Raw genomic sequence first — 18667 nt, forward strand, 5'->3', positions numbered from 1 at the left:
GCGAACAGGACGAGCAGCCCCACGGACCGGGTGGAACAAGGTGGAGCCCGCGGAGGGAGTGGCGTGTTGCCTCCGGGACAACCGCGAACACCGGGGCGGCCCAAGGCCCGCATCCGCTCAGCGTTCGGCGATGTCGTCGCGCTGAAGGTACGAGGACGCTTCGACAATCGACTCCAGGGTCCAACCCCGGTTGGTCCCGCGGCCGAAGGAGTCGCAGTCGCCGTCCGTGTGGATGCCCAGCAGGTAGCCCTGGCGGTTGAGCACGCCCGCGCCGGAGCTCCCGACCAGGGTGTCCAGGTCCGAGTAGTAGAGCTGCCGGTCACATGAAGCCACGAAGCGGCCTTCGGCGATGACCTTGGGCAAGCCGCGGGGATGCTGGATGATGGCCAGCCGCTCGGTGGGCCGGGTCGTCAGCAGGACGGGCCTGACCGCGGGCAGCACATCCAACTGGATGAGCGCATAGTCGGGTTCGAGCGACTGCTCGATGACGGTGCCCTCGGTGACCAGCGGGTCGCCGTCGGGGGCCTCCTCGAAGTTGAAGACCAGCAGCGCCCGGTCGCCGAGCCTGGCACAGTGCCCGGCGGTCACGACCACGGGACCCGCGCTTGCTTCAATCAAGGTTCCAGTGCAGCGCCCGTCAATCAGCACGACCGCGTCCTCGCGGTCCTGGACGACGTCGGAGAACTCGCCCTGGTAGCGGTTGATGGGGATGAATTCGCGGAGCGGGCCGCACTGAGAGAGGCCGCGCACCTCCGGCTTCTTCACGCTCGCGCAGACGGAGGGAACCTCGACGAGGCCGGTGCCCGGAGGATCCCCGGGCCCCCCCGTTCCACAGGCCGCGAGGCCCAGGAAGGAGGTGCCCGCGAGAAGCGGCCCCCAGTGCGACATGGACATCCCTGGGGGCCTGGAGCGCATCTCAGTAGATGGTGGTCAGCGCGGTGATGTCGGAGCTGGTCCACTCGCCGGTCTCGGTGGACCGGAAGCAGGAGTTCATGATCGAACCGCCGACCGTGGCCGTGCTCGGCGTGCCCGAGATGAGGATGGCGCCCACGCCCGCGGTGCCCTCGTTGGAGGCGGAGCCACCACAGCTGATGGCGCGGTTGTAGTAGTCCGAGTGACGGAAGCCGATCGTGTGGCCGATCTCGTGCGTGATGACGTGCTCGTTCACGTCAACGCTGTAGCTCTGCAGGCCGGTGCCGATGTTGATGGTGCCGTAGGGCAGGCCGCCCGAGGGGAAGCCCGAGGAGCCGCCGGCGCCCGACGTGATGGTCGCGGTGATGTTCGCGTTGCAACCCGTGGTCGGGCCGCGCGCCATGGTGAACGTGAGGCCCAGGCTGTTGTAGTTGCCGATCGCCAGATCGAGGCCCTGGCTCAGGCGGGTGTAGGTGTTGAACGTGGACGTGGGGTTGATGCAGATCTTCTTCACGCTGGTGCTGACCAGGTTGGTCGTCCGGTACTGCTCGGCGCTCTCCTTGCCGGGCTGGAGCATCTCGCGGGACGCCTCGAGGGACACCTGGGCGTCGCGGCCCACGTACACGGCACCATCAACGACCATGATGTCGTTGGCCGGGAAGCCCGCCTGCACCAGGTTGGAGACAATCTCCTGGTTCTCGCTCTCCAGGTCGGTACCGCAGCCAGACAACAGCGCGCCACAGCTCGCAACGAGGACTGCCGCCTTCTTGAACATTCGTCGTTCCTCTGGTTCGGGGGAGATCCGCTGCCGCCTGACCTTCCCGTCAGCCACGGACAGCTTGCCCGGCGACAGAGCAACTGTCGGGCCATGCGACACGCCAGAGGGGATTGGCGACCCTTCCAGGAATTCATGGAGCACCGACACTCCAGATTTCAAGAATGTAAGAGTAAAGTCACGTGACGTCCATGGTTCCAAGAGGTTGCCGTTACAGTGGTTTTCAAGCCTAAGACTGAATCTCACAATTTCCGGACAGTGGTGTCTTTGATTCAGTCACTGACCCTGGGGTCGTATTCACCCGTGAACACGGGGAGAGGACGCGGCGCCGACGAGCGAATGGGCGTGAATGGGCTCCCGGTGTATCCCGTCTTCGATGCCAATGCGCCCTACCGCCCTCCCCTTCGCCGCGCTGCTGAGCGCGACCCTGTCGTTCCTCCCGGGCTGCGAGAGCACGAAGTCCAGTGCCCCCTCTCCCACGGACACGCGAACCCAGGAGCCCGCGTCCCTCGCGGCCGATGACGCCTGGAGCCGCGCCCGCGTGGGCGACCGCGTCACCTATGCCTTCTCCGCGACGCATGGCCCCGAGCCCCGGGGTGGCGGCACCGCGCGCACCGTGGCCGGCCAGCTGACGCTGGAGGTGGTGGCGGTGCGGCAGCCCTGGGTCTGGGTGCGCGTGGCGTTCACGGACGCGTCCGGCAAGCCGCTGGCCCAGCCGCGGCTGGCGACCGACCTCCTCCTCCCCGTGCGCGCGGAGGCGACGCGCCCGTTCGACGTGCCCCATGGAGGCCAGGCCACCGCCGAGAAGACCTCCAGCGCGGGCCGCACCTGGGAGGCCGTGCGCTACGTCACCGACCAGCGCTCGTTCGACGGCCCCTTGCGCACGCGCGTCTACGCCAACGTACCGGGCCCGCTCTACCTCACCCACGGGTTGATTGACGCGAGCACCGTGTCGGCGGGCTTCCGCATCCCGGGCGGAGTCGAGCTGACGCTGCGCGAGTTCCGCGAGGGCTCGGCCGAGGCCAGCGCCCCGGTGCCGGCGCTGGAGCGGCCCCTGGGCCCGGGCGCCTACTACGAGCGGGATGTGGACGTGGGCCCCGCGCCGGGTGTGCAGCGCGTGTGCTTCGCCGCGGAGCGTGGCTACCTGCTGCGGACGGAGGGCCCCGTCGACGGCGCCCAGGCCGCCCCCTGCGCGGACTTCTCGCAGGCGGAGCCGGAGGCGCTCGAGGAGCTCCTGCTGAACCTGCCCTCGGAGGCGCTGGCCTCCGGGGACTGGCCTCCCGCCGCGGCGTCCTCCACGCGAGGCACCTTCACCGCGGAGGGCCACAGCGTGCCCGCGCTCATCGCGCAGAGCAGCGAGAACGTCGAGGGCGTCCAGCGCGTCTTCTCCGAGACCTACGCGGCCGAGCCGTGGGCCCCGGGACTCGCGGGCCTGCCCTACGAGGCGCGCTTCCAGCCGCTCGCCAGCGGCACCGAGCGCGTGGTCGCCGGAGGCAAGCGTGAGTCGGAGGGCGGCACGCGGCTCGTGCGGTGGGGCTCGTGGCTCGTGAGCCCGAAGTGACGCAAGTCCCTCAGGACGTCGGCCTCGAAGCGCGCGGCGGGTCGCCACGCACGAGGTCGACGTGAAGCGCGGCGCCGTCGGGGCTGTTCACCCATTCGTGGAAGGCCCCGCGAAACGCCTCCACGGCCGTGAATAGCGGGCCGTGCGGCTGCCAGGACAAGGCATCCCCGTCCCGAGCCTCGTGGACCTCCAGCCCGATGAGCAAGGTTCCTCCGGCCCGCGGCGGCTGGAGCGGACGCACGAAGAGGCGCCGGTCTCCTTCCAGCCGGTACACCAGGGCCGTGAGATGACCCAGGACCCAACCCGCGACTGCCTCGCGGGCCTCGGGGGTGGGGGCGTCGACGGACAGCCGCAGGAATGTCGGCAGGTCGTGTTCCGCGTCCAGGGGCTGGAAGAGCGCGGCCCACGCGGAGGCGGTGCGCGAGGCGCGGGCGCTGGCCACGAGTTCGCGGGCGCGGAGCAGCTCCTCCCGCAGGACGCGGAACGTGGAGCGCGACACGTTGCGCGCGGTGTTTCGAGCCGGAAGCGCTGGAGCAATGACGGGCAGGAGGTCGCGCTTGCCTTCGGGGTGGTAGCGCGCTGTCTCGGGCGTGAGCGTCACGGGCTGGGGCCACGGCCAGGCCGCGAAGGTCTCGAAGAAGTGCGCGAGCAGCGACGCGTCGGAGGTCACGGCGTCCGAGGGCGCGCGGGTGCAGGCCCAGGCCGCGAGCAGCGTCCACGACAACCCGCCGAGATACCCCAGGGCATGCGAGTAGATGCCCCGGGCCCGGGCCCAGGCCTTGACCGCTCGAACCAGGGACGGGAACCGGTCGGTCCGTCCACCCTCCGGGGCGACGGCGGCGCGCAGTCCCAGCGTGTCCGCCAACCCCAGGATGGAGCGAAGCCCCGCGACGTCGAGCTGGGAGCCATGACGCTCCAGCAACGTCAGGGGTGCTTCGGGAGGCACGCCCGCGGGACGGCTCGCATAGGCCAGATCGAAGCTCACGCCGTCCAGGCACAGCTTCACCAAGGGGATGGCGGCGTCCGCCACATAGCGAGCGGGGGCTGAAGGGGACGTGGCCAGTTCCTGGAGGAGTGCTCGCGCGAAGTCCTCGCGAGACAGCGTCGCCGGGCCGATGGCGACCGCATCCACGTCACTGCCCACGCCGTCCGTGTCCAGCAGATACGAGCCATAGGGATGCAGTGAGGCTCCCACCCGCTCGCAGTGCCCGCGCAGCTGTTCCACCGCCGAGGTCCTCGCGGCGTGTCCCTCCCGTGAATCGACGGCGCCGAGCGAGGCCAGCACCTCTCGCAGGGAACGGTCGTCATGCGCTGGGAGGGTCCCATGCGTCCGAGGCGCGCGGCCCGTCAGAGGGATGCGCCGGACGACTTCAAAGGGAGTGTCCCCCTTCCGCCGGACGAGACACAGCTCCCCCACGCGGAACCTCAGCGGCCTCCAGCTCCGCTGCCACATGGCGAGCGTCCGGGCGACCTCCCCATCCTCCGTGAGCGCGAGCTGGCCCACGGAGAGGTGGGGCGTGAAGCCGACAAGGGCAGGCGACGCGCATTCGGGGAGGGCCGCGACGAGCCTCGCGTGCAGGGCCGTGAGGGCGCCCGCTGGCTGATCGTCCGGCCGAAGCCACGCCGTCGCGTTGGCGCGGTGCTCGAAGCGGTCGAACGCGGAGAGCATCACGTCGAAGGGTTCGAAGCCGTGGAGGGCGTCCACGAGGAGCGCCTCCGCCGTCTCGAAATCCTCCTCGGGAACGAAGGGGTGGAACAGCGTGATGTGGGGCATCCACCGCTGGAACTTCGCGTCGTGCTTCTTGCGCAGCGCCTGGATGGGGGCCCACGCCTCCTCGGGAGGGATGAGCACCAGGGCCGTGTGGTGGACCCGCGCCGCCGAGGACGGCGAGGCGAGCGTCAACGGAGAGGCCACCGCTTCGCGGCGCAGGACGCAGCGCACGCCGAAGTGGTCGGAAGCGAAGAGGGGTTCCCCCGTTGGTGCGGGCGGCCCCTTCACGGGCGCTTCCCCGAAGAGGCCGATGGCCTCCGGAGCGAACCGGCCCGACGGCGACGCCACCAGGATTCGGTCCAACCGCTGGAGCCGCCCCGAAACGGTGGTGAGCGCCGCCAGCGGGTTCAGCCGGGGGTTGAAGGTCTCCCCCGCTTCCGAAGGCCGCAGCGCGGACCACGCGTCCAAGAAGCCCGCGCGCGCGAAGGCCTCCGCTTCGGGAGCGCCATCGCCAAAGTTGAAGTCACCGGCCAGCATCAGGTCCGGGGACTCGGAAGGGCTCGTGCCCTCCAGTGCACGGGCCCAGTCGAGGAGGGCCTGCACCTGGACGGTGCGCGCGGCGGCGCCGGAGGCGTCCCGGTTGCTCGTCAGGTGCGGCGTGGCCACCCACAGCGTGGCGTCGGAGAAGCGGAGCTCGGCGGCGACGAGGCGTTTGTCCCGGGAGAAGCCGCGCTGCCAGACGGAGGCGAGCGGGATGCGCGACAGCAGGACCTGGCCATACGGAACCACGGTGGTCGCGCCGGGGCCCTCCGTCAGCCAGTAGTGTTCGCGCACCCAGGGTTCGGCGAGCAGTGCCCTGAGAAAGGGAGGGGTGACCTCCTGGAGTGCGATGACATCCGCGTCGGTGTCCCGCAGCAGCGCGAGGGTCGCCGGGGTCCTGCGCTCGGTCGCCAGCAGCTCCGCGTCGTACAGGTCGAAGAGGACGTTGAAGGTGGCGACGGTGAGCGACGCGGACGGGGTGAGCGCATGGCCCGTGTCGCGGGGGGCCTCGGACCATGAGCCCGAGCGCGCGTCGTAGCGCCACGCGGACAGCGGCGAGAAGCCGGGAACCGCGAGGGGCTGGGATGGCGTGGGCTCCTCGGCGGTGCCGGTGTTGCTCAGCAGGTCGACGCGCGCCTTGCGGTCCCACACCACCTGACGGCCGCGCTTGAAGTACCAGACGCGGTGCCAGGGGATCTCCCCATCGGGGACGAACGCCTCGAAGGGCATCTCCTCCAGCGCTCCGCGATGCGCGTCGTAGCCGACGACGAACTCGCGGGCATCGAGCCGGGGGTCCCACCGGATGCGGTGATACACCTCGCGGCTGGTCGTGAATCGGTCCTGTGACATGGCGAGGCTCCGTGGGCGCGGGGACCCGGATGACACGCCCGTGTCCCGGGATGCAATGCCGCGCACCCCAAGAAGGGCCGAGCACGCGCCGCCGCTGACGCTACGGCCCGCGCACAGCTGACAGTCCACGGCATGAGGCGTGTGGCCCTTGGCCCCGCGCCGTGCGGCACGCGAGGGCCCGGCCCAGGATTTGCCATGAGCCTCCGCCAACGGAGGAACGCAGGATGGGCATTCGCATAGGCGTGGTGGGAGCGGGGCTGGCGGTCCTCTCTTTGTTGTCAGTGGGTTGCACCAACCAGGACCGGACAATCGAGCCGGGTGATGACCCGGCGCCCCCTCCCTCCGATGGAAACGAAGTTCCCTCCCCTCCCCCTCCGGATTCCTCTCCGGATGGGGGCACGTTCCCACCGGAGGACGATGGGGGCACGACGCCCGATGCCGGCGACTTGCCCGACGGCGGGTCCTCGCCCGACGGCGGCGCCACCGCCGATGCGGGGCCGTGGCCCGTGGATGCGGTGCTCGACTACTCGCGCTCGTTTGGCGTTGGCACGCCGAGGAGCGTCGGGCTCGATGAAGGGCTGAACCTCTGGCTGCTCGACGGCACCCGCATTGGCGTCCTGCGCCCCGGCGACTCCGCCCCCACGTGGACCCGCGGCATCGGTCAAGCGAGCAAGCCGTTCGGCCCGGATTCGCTCGCCATCGACTCGACGGTCATCTGCGGCGGCGAAGCCGGGCGCGCCTACGTGGGCTACCTGGCCAACGAGATGAAGCGCGCGGAGGGAATCACGCAGCGCACGTACATCCCCAGCCCAGGCCAGGCGGGCTACTCGCCGGAGCGCTTCGCCGAGTACCAGAAGGGAGACCTCGATGCGGTCCGCCTCCAGCCGGATGGGACCGTCAAGCTCGAGGAGCACATCTGGCGCACCACCGGCGCTGCGAACGCGGGCCGGCAGCTGGGCATCCACAACACCAATGACTTCCACTACGAGGAGGACCGCACCGTCATCAGCTGCGCCCGGGTGACGCGCGGTCGGGATCGCGGGGACCTCTACATCACGACCAACCACGGCGTGACCCGCATCCAGGGGCTCACCTACAACAGCCACCGCCACCCGGGCTGGTACCTCTACGAGAACGGTTCGGAATGGGGATCGCTGCAATGCCCGCCGATGCACGGACTGGGCATCGCGCCGAATGGCGACGTCCTCGTCGCCAACGAGCAGATGGTCGGGATCCTCGCGCCCAGCCCCAAGCTGGAGGAGTGGGACCGCGAGAACACCTGGGAGGGCCCCACGCCCTGGAAGTTCAAGAGCTTCAATGAACTCATCAACGGGCTGGCCTCCGATGACTACTGGCGTGCCTTCGAGCAGAGCGCCTCCGGCCGCTACTACCTGGGGAGCGCGGAGTTCGGCGTCTGGGCGATGACGCTGAAGTCGCGCTCGACAGGGAGCTGGTCGAAGCTCGCGGGGCTGCCGACGAATCACATCCAGGCCCTCAAGGCGACGGACGATGGGGCGCTCTACATCGGCACGAATGGCGCGGGCCTCTGGCGGCTGGAGCCAGATGGCACGACGCTGAGCCCCGTGAAGCAGGTCGCCGGGCAACGCGTCCTGCAGCTCGTCTACGAGCCCACCGTGACGCCGAGCATGCTGCTCGTCCTCACCAACCAGGGGCTGACCGTCCTCCGAGGCCCGTAGGCCCGGGCACCGCGCCTGGCGAAGCGCCTTTCTCAGGAGAGCTTCGCCAGCGCGGGCAGCACCTCGCCGCTCAGGCCCTGCACGAAGTGGTGGAAGCGCTCCGTGTTGGCGGCGGACTCGTAGTTGACGAGCCACGTGTCCCCTCGCGCGGCGCGCACCTCGTCCACGATGCCCGCCGCGGGCCACACCGCGCCGGAGGTGCCCGCGGCCAGGAACACCAGGCGGGTGCCGTCAGCGCGCGTGATGAACTCCCCGATGCGCTCCAGGTCCGCGGAGGCCAGCGACTCGCCGAACCAGACGATGTCAGGCCGCAAGCGCCCACCGCAGCTATCGCACACAGGCACCGTGCCCGACGGATGCACGGTGGTGTCCGCGAAGGGCGCCCGCCGGCAGTCCGCGCACTTCGTGCGGAAGAGGTTGCCGTGCATGTCCACCACGCGCTGGCTGCCCGCGCGCGTATGCAGTCCGTCCACGTTCTGGGTGGCCAGCAGGAAGCGGTCTCCCAGGTGCGCTTCCCAGCGCACCAGCGCGTCGTGACCCGGGTTGGGCTTCACGTCCGCCGCGCCCGAGCGGCGCTGTGAATAGAAGCGCCACACGAGCGCGGGGTTCGCCTCGAAGCCCTGGGGAGACGCCACCGCCTCCACGGGGTGGTTCTCCCACAGGCCGTTCATGCCCCGGAAGGTGGGGACACCGCTTTCAGCGGAGACTCCGGCGCCGGTGAGCACGAGCAGGCGGGTTCGCGAATCCAGGACGAGCGGTTCCACACAGCCTCCTGTGCCATCCGGCACCAGGGTTGTTAGAAGGGGCGGGAAATCCCCACCGAGGTCCCCATCATGGCGGAAGTCACCCTGGATCTGCGCGGTCAGCCCAAGACCGACGCGTACGCCGAGTTGAAAACGCACGCCCTCGCCATCCTCGAAGGCGTGGACGACGACATCTGCGCGATGGCGACGATGAGCTGCCTCTTGCACAACGCCTTCGGCCACCTGTGGACCGGCTTCTACCGGGTGGTGACGCCCGGAAAGCTGCTGCGCGTGGGCCCCTACCAGGGGACGCTCGGGTGCCTGGAGATCACCTTCGGCAAGGGCGTGTGCGGCACGTCCGCCGCCAAGGGTGAGACGGTGGTGGTGCCGGACGTGCACGCCTTCCCGGGCCACATCACCTGCGACGGCCGCTCCGCGTCGGAGATCGTCGTGCCGGTGTACGGCCGCGACCGCGAGCTGCTCGCCGTGCTCGACATCGACTCCGAGCACAAGAACACCTTCGACGACGTGGACCGCGCGGCGCTGGAGGACCTGATGACCTGGTTCCAGCACCGCGCATCCTGAGCAGGGCTCGGACCTCAGCGCTTCGCGAGCCGGGCGTAGGCCGCGGCCAGCGCCCCCGCGAAGCGCGCGTTGTTCTCCAGCAGCGCCAGGTTCGTCTGGAGGCTCTTGCCGCCCGTGCGCTTCGCCATCTCCCCCAGCAGGAACGGCGTCACGGCCTTGCCACGCACGCCCTGCCGCTCCGCGTCCGCGAGCGCCGAGGCGATGTGCAGCTCCACGTCATTGCGCGGCAGCGCGGCCTCCACCGGCGGCGGCACGGTGTAGAGCACTCCGCCCTGGCCCAGCGTCTCGAAGCGAGCGTGCGCGATGCGCGCGGCGGCCTCCGCGTCATCCGCGCGGTGCTCCAGCGAGAGGCCGGACTCGCGGCTGTAGAAGGACGGGAGCTCGTGGGTGCCCACGCCGATGACGGGCACACCCGCCGTCTCCAGCAGCTCCATCGTCTTGGGCAGATCCAACACGGACTTGGCGCCGGCGCAGACCACGGCGACGGGGTAGCGCGACAGCGCGGCGATGTCCTGGGAGATGTCCCAGTGCTCGGAGGCCCCGCGGTGCACGCCGCCGATGCCGCCCGTGGAGAAGACGCGGATGCCCGCCGCCGCGGCCAGCTCGCAGGTGGCGCTCACGGTGGTGCCGCCGCTGGCGCGCGTGGCCACCGCCACGGCCAGGTCGCGCGAGCCCAGCTTGAGCAGCTTCTCCTTGCCCTCGGCCAGCCGGCGCAGCGTCGCGTCCTCCAGGCCGATCCACACCTCGCCATCCACGACGGCGATGGGCGCGGGCACGGCGCCCGCGCGGCGCACCGCCTCCTCGCAGGCGCGAGCCGCGGCCAGGTTGTTGGGGTACGGCAGGCCTTGCGCGACGACGCTCGTCTCCAGCGCCACCAGCGGCTGCCCGGAGTCCTTCGCGCGCCGCACCTCGTCCGAATAGCGGAAGTCCATGGGCAGGCATTTACGCCATGGGCGGGGCGCCCGGACAAGCGCGGGCGTGGGGAAACGTCGCCAGGGTCTCCGCCCGAGCCAGGGGCAGGAGCTCCGCGCCCGCCCGGCTCCTCTCCCTTCGTTGCAGCCCCGCCGGTTGCATCCGGAGTCGCGCCGCCCTATGCCCCGCGGCCGTGAGCACCTCGTCGCCCGCGGTCGCAGCGCCTGCCCGTCTCCTGTCCGCCTCCGACCTGGCGATGATCGCCGTGGTCGTCATCTGGGGGACCAACTACACCCTCGTGAAGGACGCACTGGACGGCATGCCGCCCCGGGCCTTCATGGCGTTGCGCTTCGCGCTCGCGGCGCTCGCGATGGGCGGAGTGCTCTGGGCGGTGGAGGGTCACAAGCCGCTGCCGTGGAAAGTGTTCCTGCGACTCACCGCGCTGGGGTTCGTGGGCAACACGCTGTACCAGCTGTGCTTCATCGAAGGCCTCGCGCGGACGACCGCGGCCAACAGCGGCATGCTCACCGCGGTGAGCCCGGTGGTGACGGCGGCCCTGGGCGCGGCGCTGGGCATCGAACGGCTGCGGCGCCCGGTCGTGATCGGGCTCTCGCTCGCGGTGGTGGGGACGCTGCTGGTGGTGGGAGCGCGGGGCCCGGACCTGGGCGCGGCGACGTGGACGGGCAACGCGCTGATCGTCGGAAGCTCGCTGTGCTGGTCCATCTACACGGTGGGGACGCGAGCGGTGGGCGCGGAGGTCTCCCCGCTGCGCATCACCGCCATCACCATGCTCACGGGAGCGCCGGGCGTGGTGCTGGCGGGGGCCTCCCAGGTCATCGCGATGGACGCATCCCGAGTGAGCGCCGCGGGCTGGCTGGCGCTCGTGTATTCGGCGCTGGTGCCGCTGGTGCTCGCGTACTTCGTCTGGTTCCGCAGCGTGCAGCAGGTGGGCACCAACCGCACGACGCTCTACGGCACCGGCATCCCCGTGGTCGCGGCCCTCACCGCCTGGGCCGTCCGGGGCGAGCGCCCCACCCTGCTCCAGGCGCTCGGAACGGCGCTCATCCTCGCGGGCGTGCTGCTCAGCCGCCGCAAGGACGCGGCCATCACCAAGGCCTAACCTCGGCCCCCCCGCTCCAGCGTCAGCCCGTACTCCTCCATCTTCCGGTCGAGCGTGGGCCGGCTGATGCCCAGGAGCTCCGCCGCGCGGACCTTCTTCCAGCCGGACTCGCGCAGCGCCTCCGCGATGGCGTCGCGCTCCAGCCGGGCCACCTGCTCCTGCAGCGTGCGCGGCGCCCGCCCCACCGCGCCCTCGCGGACCTCCGGCGGAAGCTGCGGGATGCCCACGTGCCCCGCCGCGTAGACGCGCCCCAGCCGCTCCGCGACCAGCTCCAGCTCGCGCACGTTCTGCGGCCACGGGTACTCCGCCAGCAGGCGCCGGGCCTCCGGTCCCAGCACCGGCGCCTCCCGCCCGCATTGCCGGGCGCCACGCAACGCGAAGTGCTCCAGCAACACCGGCACATCGCCTCGGCGCTCGCGCAACGGAGGAACCTCCATCTCGAAGCCCGCGAGCCCCCGCGCGAGCGCGGCGTCGAACTCCCCTCGGGCCATCAGCCGGGACACCGGCGCGGCGCTGGTCGCGACGATCCGCACATCCACGGGCTCCTCGCCTCCCTGCCGGGCCGGCGCCGCACGCCGAGCGAGCATCCGCGCCAGCCGCTCCGCCGCGGGCTTCGGGAGTGCATCGACGTGGCGCAAGAGCAGCGTGCCCGCATCCGCGCGCAGCACCGCGGACGTCACCGGAGGCTGTCCGGGCGCCCCGGCGCGGCCGAAGAGCGCCACCTCCACCGCCTCCAGGGGCTGGCGGCACTCCACCACCACCCAGGGCCCCAGCGCGCGCGGTGAACGGCCATGGAGATGGTGCGACAGCAGCGCCTTGCCCGTCCCCGGCTCGCCATGGAGGACCACCGGCGCGGCACTGCCCGCCGCCCGCCGCGCCTCGTCCAGCACGCCGCGAAACCCGCGGGAGGTGCCCAGCGGCGCCACCCACGGGAGCTCCGCGGCCTCCGCCTCGCCACGCGAGCGCACCGCCGTATAGGCCTCGCCTCCCAGGCGCCCCAGCGACGCGAGCAGCTGGCCCTCGCCCTCGGTGAACGGCGACTCCTCGCGCTCCACGTACAGCACGCCGAAGGGCATGCCACCCGACGCCACCAGCGGCGAGCACATCGCCGTGTCCGTGCGTCCCAGCTCCTTGCGCTCCAGCGCGACCTGCAACAGCGCGCGAGGCACCTCCACGGACGCGGCCCCGGACACCGCCGCCGTGCGCAGCCCCTCCGGTCCGCTCAACAGCGCCGCGGAGCGATCCGCGTTGAGCGCGTGCGCGGTCTCCTCCGCCAGGCGCCGAAGCACCATCGCCTCGCTGGTGGCCCCCAGCAACGCCGTCCCCGCCGAGTACATCGCCGCGGCCGCGCCCACGTGCGGCAGCACCTCTTCGATGGGGACGTGTCCCGGTGGCTCCTGGGCGGACGCGCCGGAGGGCTCGTCGACGATGGACACCGGCGGCGGCTCGAACACCGCGATGGTGCCGCCCACGCGCATCCGGTCGCCCGGCCGCAGCACCGCCTCTTCCTGGAGCGCCAGCCGCTGGCCGTTGAGCAGCGTGCCGTTGGTGGAGCCCAGGTCGCGCAGCCGCACCTGCCCCGCGAGCGTGTCCAGGAACACCTGCGCGTGCCGGCGCGACACCTGGTCGTCTTCCAGCGGGATGTCACACGAGGGGCTGCGCCCGAGGGTCAGCTGAGAGACGACGTCGTACCGGCGCCCCGCGGACGGGCCCGTGAGCAGCAGGAGTGCCGGCATGCGGACCGCAAGCCTAGCAGCGCCCCTCGGGGCGCCCGCAAGACGCGGGCGGCTACATGGGGCGTTCGGCGGTCAGCAGGGCCCGCAGCTCGCCTTCGTTGAGCGCGCGGCCTTCCCGGGCGATGGCCAGGGCGTTGATCTGCTTCTCCTCGACCTCCACGTGGGCGCCCTTGCGCCACTCCGTGGTGTGCACCGCGCCATCGACCAGGCGGCCCACCACGGATCCCTCATCCCGGGCCACCGCCTCCAGCCACAGGTTCTCCACCACCACCTCGCCCTCCGGGTGCGTCTCGAAGGGGGCGCGCACCAGGAACGTCAGGGGCTCCATCAACCCCTTGCGCTGGAAGCGCGCCAGGAACGCCGGCAGCAGCGCCTGCGCCTCCTCGTGCATGGCCTGGGTCTGCTCCGCGGGCTCCTTGGCGAACCGCTCCCGGTACGTCGCCAGCAACTCCGCCGTGTTGTGCCGACCCAGCGGCGACACCACGGTGAGGAACAGCCCCTCGTGGCCCTCGAAGGCGTCCAGCGGCACGCCCAGCAGGTTGGCGCGAGCCTCCTCGGACGGCACCAGCGTGAAGCTCTGACCCTCGCTGGTGGACACCTCCGCGCGCAGCGCCGGCCCCTGCGCGAACGCCAGGTCCGTGCACAGCTCGTGAAGGAAGCTCTCCGCGGCCAGCAGGTCGCCCTCGCCCAGGTGGAAGATCTCCACGTCGCGTGCGCCGAACTTCTCCATGCCGTGCGAGTGCACCCACAGTGGAGTCTCACCCTCGGCCAGTTCAATCGCGTGCAGGTGCACGTGGTCGCGGATGTCGAAGTCCAGCTCGGTGATTTCGACCACGTCCTCGGGTTCGTGCAGCTTGAACGCCGTCACGTCCACGAGCACGCCCTGCGTCTGCTCCATCAGCGTGCGCACGGTCCACAGCGCCTCGAAGACGGGCAGCGTGGGCTGCGTGCCCCCCGGCTCCAGCAGGAAGGCGTAGCAGGCCTGGGCCTTCTCCACGCGCGCGAAGGCCTCCGGGCTGCCGCTGAACAGCTCCGGGTTCACGCGCGGACGGCCGTCGCTCAGGGGCTTGAGCACCACCTTCACTTCCGAACCATCCGCGCGCACGGTGAAGCCCCAGGCGCCCTCGTGCGGCACGAACTCCACCTCGTCCGTCGCGAACGCCGCCCGCAGGGTCTCCAGCGATGGCGGCTCCGGCGGCTCGGTGGCCAGGACGTAGACCTCCTTCACAGGTGCTTCTCGATCTGCCGGAACAGGTCCACGCGGTCCACCAGGTTGGTGAGGTAGTCCAGCTTGTCCGTCCCCAGCACCAGCACCGGCGACAGCGAGTAGCCCTCGAACCACTCCTCGTAGAGGGCGTTGAGGCGCTTGAGGTACGCGGTCGGGATGTCCTTCTCCATGGACCGGCCCCGCAGGCGGATGCGCTCCTTGAGCGTGGCCACCGGACACCGCAGGTAGATCATCAGGTCCGGCGGCGTGAGCGACTGGGACAGGGTCTGATACAGCTCCCAGTAGGTCCCCCAGTCGCGCTTGTCGATGAGCCGCTGCCGGTGGAGGTTCTTGGCGAAGATCTCCGCGTCCTCGTAGAGCGTGCGATCCTGGAGCACCGTGCCCGGCGTGCGCTCCAGTTCCCGCTGCAGGCGGAACTTGTGCGTCAGGAAGAAGAGCTGCGAGCGGAACGCCCACGTCTTCATGTCCTTGTAGAAATCCGCGAGATAGGGGTTCTGGTCATTGGGCTCGAAGGACGGCGTGAGGCCGTACTTCCGGCACAGGAAGGACGTGAGCTCCGTCTTTCCGGCCCCGATGTTGCCCGCGATGGCGATGAACTTTTTCCTGGCCACGCCACCCTTGCTTGTAACCCCAGCGAGCGGCATTCACCAGAAACAATGGCGAGGGGAGCCATGGTAGATAAAGTGCATGCCCCCGCCCCGGTCCGCACGTCCAGGAGCCCGCGCCGCCGCCGTCGCCGCGCTGCCTGGCTGCTGCCCGACCGGTGGGAGGCACCCCCGGGGCCTGTCCGGCGCTCGAGCCCCCCGGTAGGAGGAAAGGCGACGCATGCTGCGCAAGCTGTGGTGCATTGTCGTGGTCACGGTGTGGTCGGCGGTCTGTTTCCCCCTCGCCATCCTCGCCATGCTGGTGACGCTCAACTCCTCGCGCTCCGTGTGGGTCGTCCGGACGCTCTGGTCGCCCGTCCTGTTGTGGGCCGGTGGCGCGCAGCTGGAGGTCATCGGCGGGGAGAACGTGGATCCGAAGCGGCCCACCATCTACGTGGGCAACCACCAGTCCACGCTGGACATCCCGGCGCACTTCGTGGCCGTGGCGGTGGACTTCCGCTTCGTCGCCAAGAGCCAGCTGCGCTTCGTGCCCCTCATCGGCTGGTATCTCTGGCTGGCGGGCCACATCTTCATCGACCGAGGGGACCGCTCCTCCGCCATCGCCTCGCTGGAGAAAGCCGCCCGGAAGATCCGCTCGGGCACCAGCATCTTCCTGTACCCGGAGGGCACGCGCTCCGAGGACGGCAGCGTGCTGCCCTTCAAGAAGGGCCCCTTCGCGCTCGCGCTCAAGGCGCGGGTCCCCATCTGCCCCGTCACCATCGAGGGCACCTCCACCGTCATGCCCAAGAACTCGTGGAACATCAGGCCGGGCCCGGTGCGCGTGAAGATTGGCCGCCCCATCGACACCACCGGCTTCGCGGACAATGACCGGGAGGGCCTGGCTCGCGCCGTCCGCGCGCAGATCCTCGCCGACAGCCTCTCCCTGGGCGGCAAGGGCGGCGACCCGGACCTGGCCGTCGCCGCGCCCCACCGCGAGGGCGCCGCGCGGCACGACGCCTCCATCTCCTCCAAGGCCTCCTGAGCTCCCCGTGCCCCTGCTGACGCCGCCCCTGAAGCGCCTCTCCAAGCTCCGCCGCGCCTCCGCCGTCCTCCTGGGGCTCGGACTGGGACTGCTCGCCACTGGCTGCGGCCACGGCAACGCCTCGGCCCCCGCGCTGTCGCCCCAGGCCCAGGCCCGCGCCTACCTGGATGGGAACCAGCCGGAGGAGGCGGTGACGCTCCTGAGGCAGCTGCACGCGCGGACGCCGGACGACGTGGACGTGGCCCGGGCCCTCACGGAGGCCCAGGTGAAGGCGGGCCACGCGGACGCCTGGACGGAGGAGCTGCGCCAGGCCATCGCCAAGAACGAGCGGGCGGTGGACCAGTACATGCTGGGCCTGACGCTCTTCTCGAGGGCACGGGACGCGGGCGCCCCCACGGTGGCGGCCTTCGAGCGCGCCATCGTCATGTCCCCCACCACCGCTGAGTTCCACTACCGGCTGGGCGTCGCGCGCCTGGAGTCGGAGCAGTACGCCGCCGCGCTGGGCCCGCTGCGCAAGGCCGCGGAGCTGGCCCCGGAGCGCGCGGGCTGGAAGCTGCCGCTCGCCAAGGCCCTGGCCCGCACCGGAGATGCACCGGGCGCCGTGGAGGCCCTGGGCACCGTCGTGCGCGGCAACCCCACCCAGGGGGAGGTCGCTACCGCGCGCGCGCTGATGAACCAGCTGGCGGACCCCTTCCAGGACTTCCCCAAGGTGGCGAGCGCGAAGCTCGAGGAGGGCATGCGCTACCTGCACGAGCTGGACGCGCCCCAGCATGCGCTCATCGCCTTCGAGGAGATCCTCCACGACTACCCGGACCTGGCGGTGGTGCACGCCCTGCTGGGGCTGGCCTACCAGCGCCTGGACGACGCCGGCCGCGCCGTGGACGAGTTCAAGCAGGCCATCGAACGCGCCCCCCGGGACGGCAAGAACCAGCTCTACCTGGGCGAGCTGTACATATCGCGCCAGCGCACGGACGCGGCGCGCGCCGCCTTCGAGAAGGCCGTGGCGCTCAACCCGCTGTTGGATCTCGCCTGGTTCCGCCTGGGTGACCTGCGCCTCGACGCCCGCGAGCTGGCCACCGCGAAGGACGCCTTCCGGGTGGCGGTGACGCTGCAGCCGGACTCGGCGCCCGCCCGGGGCAAGCTGTCGCTCGTTTACCAGTTGGAAGGTGACTTCGCGGCCGCGCAGCGGGAGCTGAAGATCGTGGCGGAGAAGGACCCGGAGAACACCGAGTTCGCCCTCCGCCTGGGTCTGCTCTACACCGACGAGGCCCAGAAGGCCCGCCGCCCCGAGGAGCGCCAGAAGGCCGCGAACGAGGCGGAGCGCTGGCTGGGCAAGGTGCTGGAGACCCAGCCCGACAACGCGGTGGCCAGCAAGGCGCTGCAGGTCCTCAAGGGCCAGTAGCCACCGGAGCACCGCGCCTTCTACACTCCGCTTCCGATGAGCGACGCACGCAAACCCGCCCCCCCGAGCACCTCGCAGCCCAGGGCGCCGTCCAATCCCGGCCCCCAGCCCCGCGCGGCCACGAGTTCTGGCATGCGCGCCGTGAGCGCCGCGCGCACGGCCCCCTTGGAGAAGCCGAAGGTGGAGGGCCCGCTGGGCAAGCGCGTCGCGGCGGAGACCTCCAACGTCCTGCTCAACACCTTCTCCATCCTCAAGGAGCAGCTGGCGGACTTCCGCGCGAGCAACCGCTTCTTCAAGTACAAGGCCGGCATCGTCGCGGGCTGGGTGGTGCTGTCCGTCGCCAGTTTCGCCATCGCATGTCCCGGACGCTCGCTGGAGACAGGTGACATGGACGCGCGCCTGGTGCTCAGCGACAAGCTGGACCGGCCCTCCGTGACCATCTGGAACGAGAGCAAGGACGTCTGGCGCGACGTCACCATCATCGTGAACGAGCAGTACCGGGCGGCGGTGGCGGAGGTGCAGCCGGGGAACTTCGTCACCATCACCCCCAAGCAGCTGCTGGGCGCGGACGGCGTCACCGCGCCGGCGGACCTGCGCTTCCAGTCGCTGAAGATGCGAAGCCCAAGCGACAACGCCGACCTCACGCCCTCCCTCCAGGAGGAGTGGCAGCGGCTGCTCGCGCCGAAGAAGTAGCCCCGGCTTCCACCTAGGGGCCTCCTGCGGCCCCAGGAAACACGAAGGGCGCCATCCCCTGCGGGAAGGCGCCCTGGGTGCTGCTTCAGCCCGACCGGGCCTCCCCCACAGGAGAGGCCCGCTCAGGGGAACGGCTCAACCCTCGGACTTCGCCTCGGCGGGAGCCTCGGTCTCAGCGGCGGCCGGAGCCTTCGCGGGCCGATCCACCAGCTCGATGAGGGCCATCTCCGCGGCGTCGCCCCGACGGAAGCCCAGGCGCACGATGCGGGTGTAGCCACCCGGACGGGCGGCGTAACGCTCCTTGTACTCGCTGAACACCTTCTGGAGGACCGTGCGGTCCTTCACGGTGCGAGCAGCAAGGCGCACGTTGGACAGCCCACCGCGCTTGGCCAGCGTGATGATGCGCTCCGCCAGCGGACGGACTTCCTTCGCCTTGGGAACGGTGGTGCGGATGGCCCCGTGCTCCAGGAGCGACGTGACCATGTTGTTGAGCATCGCGAGCCGGTGGCTCGTGGTGCGGTGCAGCTTCCTTTGTCCGACCTTGTGGCGCATGCGCGTGCTCCGGGGCCTCTGATGA

General features: G+C 71.0%; 16 protein-coding genes. 7 read left to right on the plus strand and 9 right to left on the minus strand.

Annotation, left to right across the window (positions count from 1 at the left end; all coding sequences use genetic code 11):
• Nucleotides 1-117: 117 nt before the first annotated feature.
• Both GTY96_RS29480 and GTY96_RS29485 read right to left on the minus strand, forming a co-directional pair.
• The gene (locus GTY96_RS29480) at nucleotides 118-915 is read right to left on the minus strand and encodes a trypsin-like serine peptidase (protein WP_161666479.1); all 798 of its coding nucleotides are present in this window, start codon (nucleotides 913-915) and stop codon (nucleotides 118-120) included.
• A 1-nt stretch (nucleotide 916) separates the two neighbouring features.
• Nucleotides 917-1687 (minus strand): zinc-dependent metalloprotease, encoded by a 771-nt coding sequence (locus GTY96_RS29485; RefSeq protein WP_161666480.1) that lies wholly within the window; start codon nucleotides 1685-1687, stop codon nucleotides 917-919.
• 382 nt (nucleotides 1688-2069) lie between these two features.
• Here GTY96_RS29485 and GTY96_RS29490 point away from each other — a divergent pair, with 382 nt between their 5' ends.
• Nucleotides 2070-3248 (plus strand): DUF6068 family protein, encoded by a 1179-nt coding sequence (locus GTY96_RS29490; protein ID WP_328701049.1) that lies wholly within the window; start codon nucleotides 2070-2072, stop codon nucleotides 3246-3248.
• A 10-nt stretch (nucleotides 3249-3258) separates the two neighbouring features.
• Here GTY96_RS29490 and GTY96_RS29495 read toward each other — a convergent pair whose 3' ends face one another.
• Entirely contained in the window at nucleotides 3259-6348 is a 3090-nt protein-coding gene (locus GTY96_RS29495; protein ID WP_161666482.1) for a poly(A) polymerase, read from the minus strand.
• Between the two features lie 446 nt (nucleotides 6349-6794).
• Here GTY96_RS29495 and GTY96_RS29500 point away from each other — a divergent pair, with 446 nt between their 5' ends.
• Nucleotides 6795-8045, plus strand: coding sequence for a hypothetical protein (locus GTY96_RS29500; protein WP_235685958.1), 1251 nt, complete (start codon nucleotides 6795-6797; stop codon nucleotides 8043-8045).
• A 32-nt stretch (nucleotides 8046-8077) separates the two neighbouring features.
• Here the strand turns inward: GTY96_RS29500 and GTY96_RS29505 are convergent, their stop codons facing one another.
• The gene (locus tag GTY96_RS29505; RefSeq protein WP_143905945.1) at nucleotides 8078-8809 is read right to left on the minus strand and encodes an SIR2 family NAD-dependent protein deacylase; all 732 of its coding nucleotides are present in this window, start codon (nucleotides 8807-8809) and stop codon (nucleotides 8078-8080) included.
• A gap of 69 nt (nucleotides 8810-8878) precedes the next feature.
• Here GTY96_RS29505 and GTY96_RS29510 point away from each other — a divergent pair, with 69 nt between their 5' ends.
• Nucleotides 8879-9373, plus strand: coding sequence for a GAF domain-containing protein (locus tag GTY96_RS29510; RefSeq protein WP_143905943.1), 495 nt, complete (start codon nucleotides 8879-8881; stop codon nucleotides 9371-9373).
• A gap of 14 nt (nucleotides 9374-9387) precedes the next feature.
• Here GTY96_RS29510 and GTY96_RS29515 read toward each other — a convergent pair whose 3' ends face one another.
• Nucleotides 9388-10305, minus strand: a complete 918-nt coding sequence (locus tag GTY96_RS29515; protein ID WP_161666483.1) for a pseudouridine-5'-phosphate glycosidase — start codon at nucleotides 10303-10305, stop codon at nucleotides 9388-9390.
• Between the two features lie 173 nt (nucleotides 10306-10478).
• Between GTY96_RS29515 and GTY96_RS29520 the strand changes: the two genes are divergently transcribed.
• A complete protein-coding gene (locus GTY96_RS29520) occupies nucleotides 10479-11405 on the plus strand; it encodes a DMT family transporter (protein WP_143905939.1) in 927 nt (308 codons plus the stop codon).
• Here GTY96_RS29520 and GTY96_RS29525 read toward each other — a convergent pair.
• The 3 genes from GTY96_RS29525 to GTY96_RS29535 are packed head-to-tail and all read right to left on the minus strand — an operon-like array spanning nucleotide 11402 to nucleotide 14980.
• On the minus strand, nucleotides 11402-13141 hold the full coding sequence (locus GTY96_RS29525; RefSeq protein WP_161666484.1) for an FHA domain-containing protein: 1740 nt from the start codon (nucleotides 13139-13141) through the stop codon (nucleotides 11402-11404). The two genes, GTY96_RS29520 and GTY96_RS29525, sit on opposite strands and share 4 nt — an antisense overlap.
• Before the next feature lie 52 nt (nucleotides 13142-13193).
• Entirely contained in the window at nucleotides 13194-14369 is a 1176-nt protein-coding gene (locus GTY96_RS29530) for a DUF2314 domain-containing protein (RefSeq protein ID WP_143905935.1), read from the minus strand.
• Nucleotides 14366-14980: a deoxynucleoside kinase gene (locus GTY96_RS29535; RefSeq protein ID WP_143905933.1), complete on the minus strand. Its 615-nt coding sequence runs from the start codon at nucleotides 14978-14980 to the stop codon at nucleotides 14366-14368. The genes GTY96_RS29530 and GTY96_RS29535 overlap by 4 nt, the downstream gene beginning before the upstream one ends.
• Before the next feature lie 214 nt (nucleotides 14981-15194).
• On the opposite strand from GTY96_RS29535, the gene GTY96_RS29540 reads away from it, so the two are divergent.
• From GTY96_RS29540 to GTY96_RS29550, 3 genes are all read left to right on the plus strand, one after another.
• A complete protein-coding gene (locus GTY96_RS29540) occupies nucleotides 15195-15995 on the plus strand; it encodes a lysophospholipid acyltransferase family protein (RefSeq protein ID WP_186002081.1) in 801 nt (266 codons plus the stop codon).
• Between the two features lie 16 nt (nucleotides 15996-16011).
• Nucleotides 16012-17397, plus strand: coding sequence for a tetratricopeptide repeat protein (locus tag GTY96_RS29545; protein WP_235685974.1), 1386 nt, complete (start codon nucleotides 16012-16014; stop codon nucleotides 17395-17397).
• A gap of 132 nt (nucleotides 17398-17529) precedes the next feature.
• Nucleotides 17530-18090, plus strand: coding sequence for a hypothetical protein (locus GTY96_RS29550; RefSeq protein WP_235685959.1), 561 nt, complete (start codon nucleotides 17530-17532; stop codon nucleotides 18088-18090).
• Between the two features lie 135 nt (nucleotides 18091-18225).
• Here GTY96_RS29550 and rplQ read toward each other — a convergent pair whose 3' ends face one another.
• A complete protein-coding gene (gene rplQ, locus GTY96_RS29555) occupies nucleotides 18226-18642 on the minus strand; it encodes a 50S ribosomal protein L17 (RefSeq protein WP_143905930.1) in 417 nt (138 codons plus the stop codon).
• Nucleotides 18643-18667: the final 25 nt, after the last annotated feature.

Source organism: Corallococcus silvisoli (assembly GCF_009909145.1).
GTDB lineage: Bacteria > Myxococcota > Myxococcia > Myxococcales > Myxococcaceae > Corallococcus > Corallococcus silvisoli.

Excerpts from the sequence above, each read along its gene's own strand:
- GTY96_RS29485 (WP_161666480.1), bottom strand. The coding sequence starts at position 1,687 with ATGTTCAAGAAGGCGGCAGTCCTCGTTGCGAGCTGTGGCGCGCTGTTG.
- GTY96_RS29550 (WP_235685959.1), top strand. The coding sequence starts at position 17,530 with ATGCGCGCCGTGAGCGCCGCGCGCACGGCCCCCTTGGAGAAGCCGAAG.
- rplQ (WP_143905930.1), bottom strand. The coding sequence starts at position 18,642 with ATGCGCCACAAGGTCGGACAAAGGAAGCTGCACCGCACCACGAGCCAC.
- GTY96_RS29525 (WP_161666484.1), bottom strand. The coding sequence starts at position 13,141 with ATGCCGGCACTCCTGCTGCTCACGGGCCCGTCCGCGGGGCGCCGGTAC.
- GTY96_RS29540 (WP_186002081.1), top strand. The coding sequence starts at position 15,195 with ATGCTGCGCAAGCTGTGGTGCATTGTCGTGGTCACGGTGTGGTCGGCG.
- GTY96_RS29515 (WP_161666483.1), bottom strand. The coding sequence starts at position 10,305 with ATGGACTTCCGCTATTCGGACGAGGTGCGGCGCGCGAAGGACTCCGGG.
- GTY96_RS29490 (WP_328701049.1), top strand. The coding sequence starts at position 2,070 with ATGCGCCCTACCGCCCTCCCCTTCGCCGCGCTGCTGAGCGCGACCCTG.
- GTY96_RS29510 (WP_143905943.1), top strand. The coding sequence starts at position 8,879 with ATGGCGGAAGTCACCCTGGATCTGCGCGGTCAGCCCAAGACCGACGCG.
- GTY96_RS29480 (WP_161666479.1), bottom strand. The coding sequence starts at position 915 with ATGCGCTCCAGGCCCCCAGGGATGTCCATGTCGCACTGGGGGCCGCTT.
- GTY96_RS29495 (WP_161666482.1), bottom strand. The coding sequence starts at position 6,348 with ATGTCACAGGACCGATTCACGACCAGCCGCGAGGTGTATCACCGCATC.